This window comes from Candidatus Tremblayella princeps, assembly GCF_900080145.1.
Genome location: NZ_FLRF01000004.1, coordinates 1 through 4388 on the forward strand (window position 1 = coordinate 1; position 4388 = coordinate 4388).

The window sequence follows — 4388 nt, forward strand, 5'->3', positions numbered from 1 at the left end:
TTACGCCATTCGTGCAGGTCGGAACTTACCCGACAAGGAATTTCGCTACCTTAGGACCGTTATAGTTACGGCCGCCGTTTACCAGGACTTTGCTCGGGAGCTCTCACCCCCTGCATTAATCTTCCGGCACCGGGCAGGCGTCACACTCTATACTTCCACTTTCGTGTTTGCAGAGTGCTGTGTTTTTATTAAACAGTCGCAGCTACCATTTCGTTGCAGCCCTGGCGAGCAGCGCCGTGCCTTACGGCGCTGCGAGCCCTGGCATACCTTCTCCCTAAGTTACGGTATCAATTTGCCTAGTTCCTTCTCCCGAGTTCTCCCATGCACCTTAGAATGCTCATCACGCCCACCTGTGTTGGTTTGCGGTACGGACACTGTGCGCTTTGTGGTGCTTAGGGGTGTTTCCTGAGGCCGTACGCCGGAGCTTGAGTGCCATGCCCAGGGGAGTTCACACTAATACCAGCACGGTCTTGCCAATGCATCCCCACAGCACAGCAACTGCTTTCTCGCTGGGCAGCCTGCGACACGCGGCCTGTGCCCCCATCGCTTGCGCACCGTGGTGCAGGAATTTTAACCTGCCCACCCATCGGCTACGCACTTCTGCCTCGCCTTAGGGGCCGACTGACCCCACGCTGACGATCATGGCGTGGGAAACCTTGGGCTTGCGGTGAGGAGGATTCTCACCCCCTTTTTTGCTACTCATGTCAGCATTCGCGCTTCCGATACCTCCAAGAGGCCTTCCGGCCTCCCTTCGCAGGCCTACGGAACGCTCTCCTACCACGCACACTCCGTGCGTCCACAGCTTCGGTGCATGGCTTAGCCCCGCTACATCTTCCGCGCAAGCCGGCTAGATCAGTGAGCTGTTACGCTTTCTTTAAAGGATGGCTGCTTCTAGGCCAACCTCCTGATTGTCAGAGCCGGCCCACATCGTTCCACACTTAGCCATGCTTTGGGACCTTAGCTGGTGGTCTGGGTTGTTTCCCTTTAGACGCAGGATGTTAGCACCCTGCGTCTGTCTCCCGTGCTAATGCTACCCCGGTATTCGGAGTTTGCTATGGCAAGGTAGTCCTCTCGGACCCCAAGGCCACTACAGTGCTCTACCTCCAGGAGCAAAAACACGAGGCGCTACCCCAATAGCTTTCGGAGAGAACCAGCTATATCCAGGTTTGATTGGCCTTTCACCCCTACCCACAAATCATCCCCTAACTTTGCAACGTTAGTGGGTTCGGACCTCCGGTGCGGCTTAACGCACCATCATCCTGCTCATGGGTAGATCACCTGGTTTCGGGTCTATGCACGGCAACTACGGCGCCCTTGGCAGACTCGCTTTCGCTACGCCTCCCTCATTGAGTTAAGCTCGCTGCCGAACATAAGTCGCTGACCCATTATACAAAAGGTACGCCGTCACCCCAGCCTATGGGGCTCCGACTGTTCGTGTGCGCGCAATTTCAGGTCTGTTTCACTGCTCCCCCAGAGCTCTTTTCACCTTTCCCTCGCGGTACTAGTTCACTATCGGTCGGTTGTGGGTATTTAGCCTTGGAGGATGGACCCCCCATCTTCAGACAGGGTTAGCGTGCCCCGCCCTACTCTAAAGCGCAGGTTGTCTTACCCCATGCAGCTTAGCCTACCGGACTGTCACCGTCTGCGGTTGCCCTTTCCATGGCATTCGGCTGCTGCTATGGGGGGCGCCTACGCAGGCTCCTCCCGTTTCGCTCGCCGCTACTATGGGAATCTCAATTGATTTCTTCTCCTGCGGCTACTGAGATGTTTCAGTTCGCCGCGTGCGCGTCCTGGCCCTATGTATTCAGGCCAGGACGGGCTCACCTAGAGCCCAGGTTCCCCCATTCGGACACCCCCGGGTTCCAGCCCCAATAGGCACGCCGGGGTTTTCGTGTATTGGCACGTCCTTCGTCGCCCTCAACCGCCCAGGCATCCATTGCGCGCACTTAAGTCCTTAATCCTACACCAGCGGCATGCGAGCCGCTTCGCAGGCACGATATCAATGCTGATGGCCCTTAGAACTGTAAGGAGGTAATCCAGCCGCACCTTCCGGTACGGCTACCTTGTTACGACTTCACCCCAGTCATAGACCCCACCTTCGCCGCCTACTTCCAAGCATAGGGTTAGGGAGGCTGCTTCTGATGCGGCCTACTTCCATGGTGTGACGGGCGGTGTGTACAAGACCCGGGAACGTATTCACCGTGGCGTTCTGATCCACGATTACTAGCGATTCCGACTTCATGCACTCGAGTTGCAGAGTGCAATCCGAACTGGGGCTGGGTTTGTGAGATTAGCTCCCTCTCTCGAGTTGGCGACCCTTTGCTCCAGCCATTGTATGACGTGTGAAGCCCAACCCATAAAGGCCATGATGACTTGACGTCATCCCCTCCCTCCTCCAACTCGTCGCTGGCAGTCTCTATAGAGTGCCCCAGTGGTAGCAACTATAGACGGGGGTTGCGCTCGTTATAGGACTTAACCCAACATCTCACGACACGAGCTGACGACAGCCATGCAGCACCTGTGCACGGATTCTCTTTCGAGCACTTCCGCCTCTCGGCAGAATCTCCGCCATGTCAAGGGTAGGTAAGGTTCTTCGCGTTGCATCGAATTAATCCACATCATCCACCGCTTGTGCGGGTCCCCGTCAATTCCTTTGAGTTTTAACCTTGCGGCCGTACTCCCCAGGCGGTCGACTTCATGCGTTAGCTTCGTCACCGAGGAAAAAGGGCTTCCCCGACGACTAGTCGACATGGTTTAGGGCGTGGACTACCAGGGTATCTAATCCTGTTGGCTCCCCACGCTTTCGTGCCTCAGTGTCAGTTATGGCCCAGGGGGTTGCCTTCGCCTTCGGTATTCCTCCAGATATCTACGCATTTCACCGCTACACCTGGAATTCTACCCCCCTCTGCCATACTCAAGCCTACCAGTAACCTCCGCTGCACTACGGTTGGGCCGTAGGATTTTACAGGGGTCTTGGCAAGCCACCCGCGCACCCTTTACGCCCAGTGATTCCGATTAACGCTTGCACCCTACGTATTACCGCGGCTGCTGGCACGTAGTTAGCCGGTGCTTATTCTTTCGGTATCGTCAAGAGGGCATGGTGTTAATACGCCCCCCTTCATCCCGAACAAAAGTGCTTTACGACCCGAAGGCCTTCTTCGCACACGCGGCATTGCTGGATCAGGCTTACGCCCATTGTCCAATATTCCCCACTGCTGCCTCCCGTAGGAGTCTGGACCGTGTCTCAGTTCCAGTGTGGCTGTTCGTCCTCTCAGACCAGCTACTGATCTCAGCCTTGGTGGGCATTTACCCCGCCAACTAGCTAATCAGACCCCGGCCGATCCAGTAGCGTGAGGCTAAAATCCCCCACTTTCACCGCGCCATGCTGCGCGGTTTCATGCGGTCTTAATCTGACTTTCGCCAGGCTATCCCCCACTACAAGGCACGTTCCGGGGCGTTACTCACCCGTTCGCCACTCGCCACCAGGCCTAAGCCCGTGCTGCCGTTCGACTTGCATGTGTAAGGCATGCCGCCAGCGTTCAATCTGAGCCAGGATCAAACTCTATACAGTGCTTCTATCTGGTGTTGCGGGGATGCTAAACAGACCTTGAGGAACCTAAGCCTAGAACCGCTAAAATTACGGTCCAGTTTAAGAGGGACTGAGGCTGTGTGGCGGTTTGTCGTGCATGCGAGGGCATTGGCCGCGTTGGCGCTGAGGCTGGCACCGCTCGTTCCATCTGCGCAATGCCGCAATGCCCTACCATGCGAACCCTACTAACGTAAGGGCAGTGCACAAAAGCAACGCAGCCTACGAAGTGGGCTGCCACATTTCGCCCCCACTGCCCGCATACGGCCCTGCGCACAGCGCAACGCTAGCCTCCGCCCCTGCCGACGATGAGACTCATACAGCATGCGCCACCACAACCTCAAGATGGCGTGTCTACCGTTTTCACCACGTATGCATTGCTATGACTGACACAGCAACAAATACGACCGCACTGCTACATAGCAAGCTGTAGCATAGGGCTAGCCTGCTCTAACGCCTAAGGCCCAGACGATTGACTACCATAGCGTACATTATGAGCCTCCTTTTCCTGAGGTAAGAGAGTAGACGTCTCCTCCTTGAGATAAGGCACTGGAGCCCCCTATAGCCATGCCTATCCCTAGCGTGCATACTGAAGTGACCCCTACGCAGCCTGTTTATTCGCTCAGTCATTAAAGCAACCTGCACTGCAGAGCACCCAGTATTGCCCACCCCTCCGCCATATGCTGCAACGCTTGAGTATGTTGGCGAGGCTGCTATAAAGAAGCCATGCCTCAGCGAGCCGCCACAGAGAGCCGGCTCAGCGCTAGCTAGGACGGGATGCAATGGCATGGAGCGCAGCAAG

Annotated in this window: 1 protein-coding gene and 2 rRNA genes; all 3 read right to left on the minus strand. The window is 56.4% G+C overall.

The features are described 5' to 3' along the window. Positions 1–1960 (minus strand): 23S ribosomal RNA (locus tag BC380_RS00975); the annotation flags it as partial. Between the two features lie 64 nt (positions 1961–2024). Then, positions 2025–3571 (minus strand): 16S ribosomal RNA (locus BC380_RS00980). 465 nt (positions 3572–4036) lie between these two features. Continuing rightward, positions 4037–4375 (minus strand): 30S ribosomal protein S15, encoded by a 339-nt coding sequence (gene rpsO, locus BC380_RS01075; RefSeq protein WP_148702258.1) that lies wholly within the window; start codon positions 4373–4375, stop codon positions 4037–4039. Between the last annotated feature and the right edge of the window lie 13 nt (positions 4376–4388).

Coding starts and splice junctions, on each gene's coding strand:
- rpsO (WP_148702258.1), bottom strand. CDS start 4,375: ATGCCATTGCATCCCGTCCTAGCTAGCGCTGAGCCGGCTCTCTGTGGC.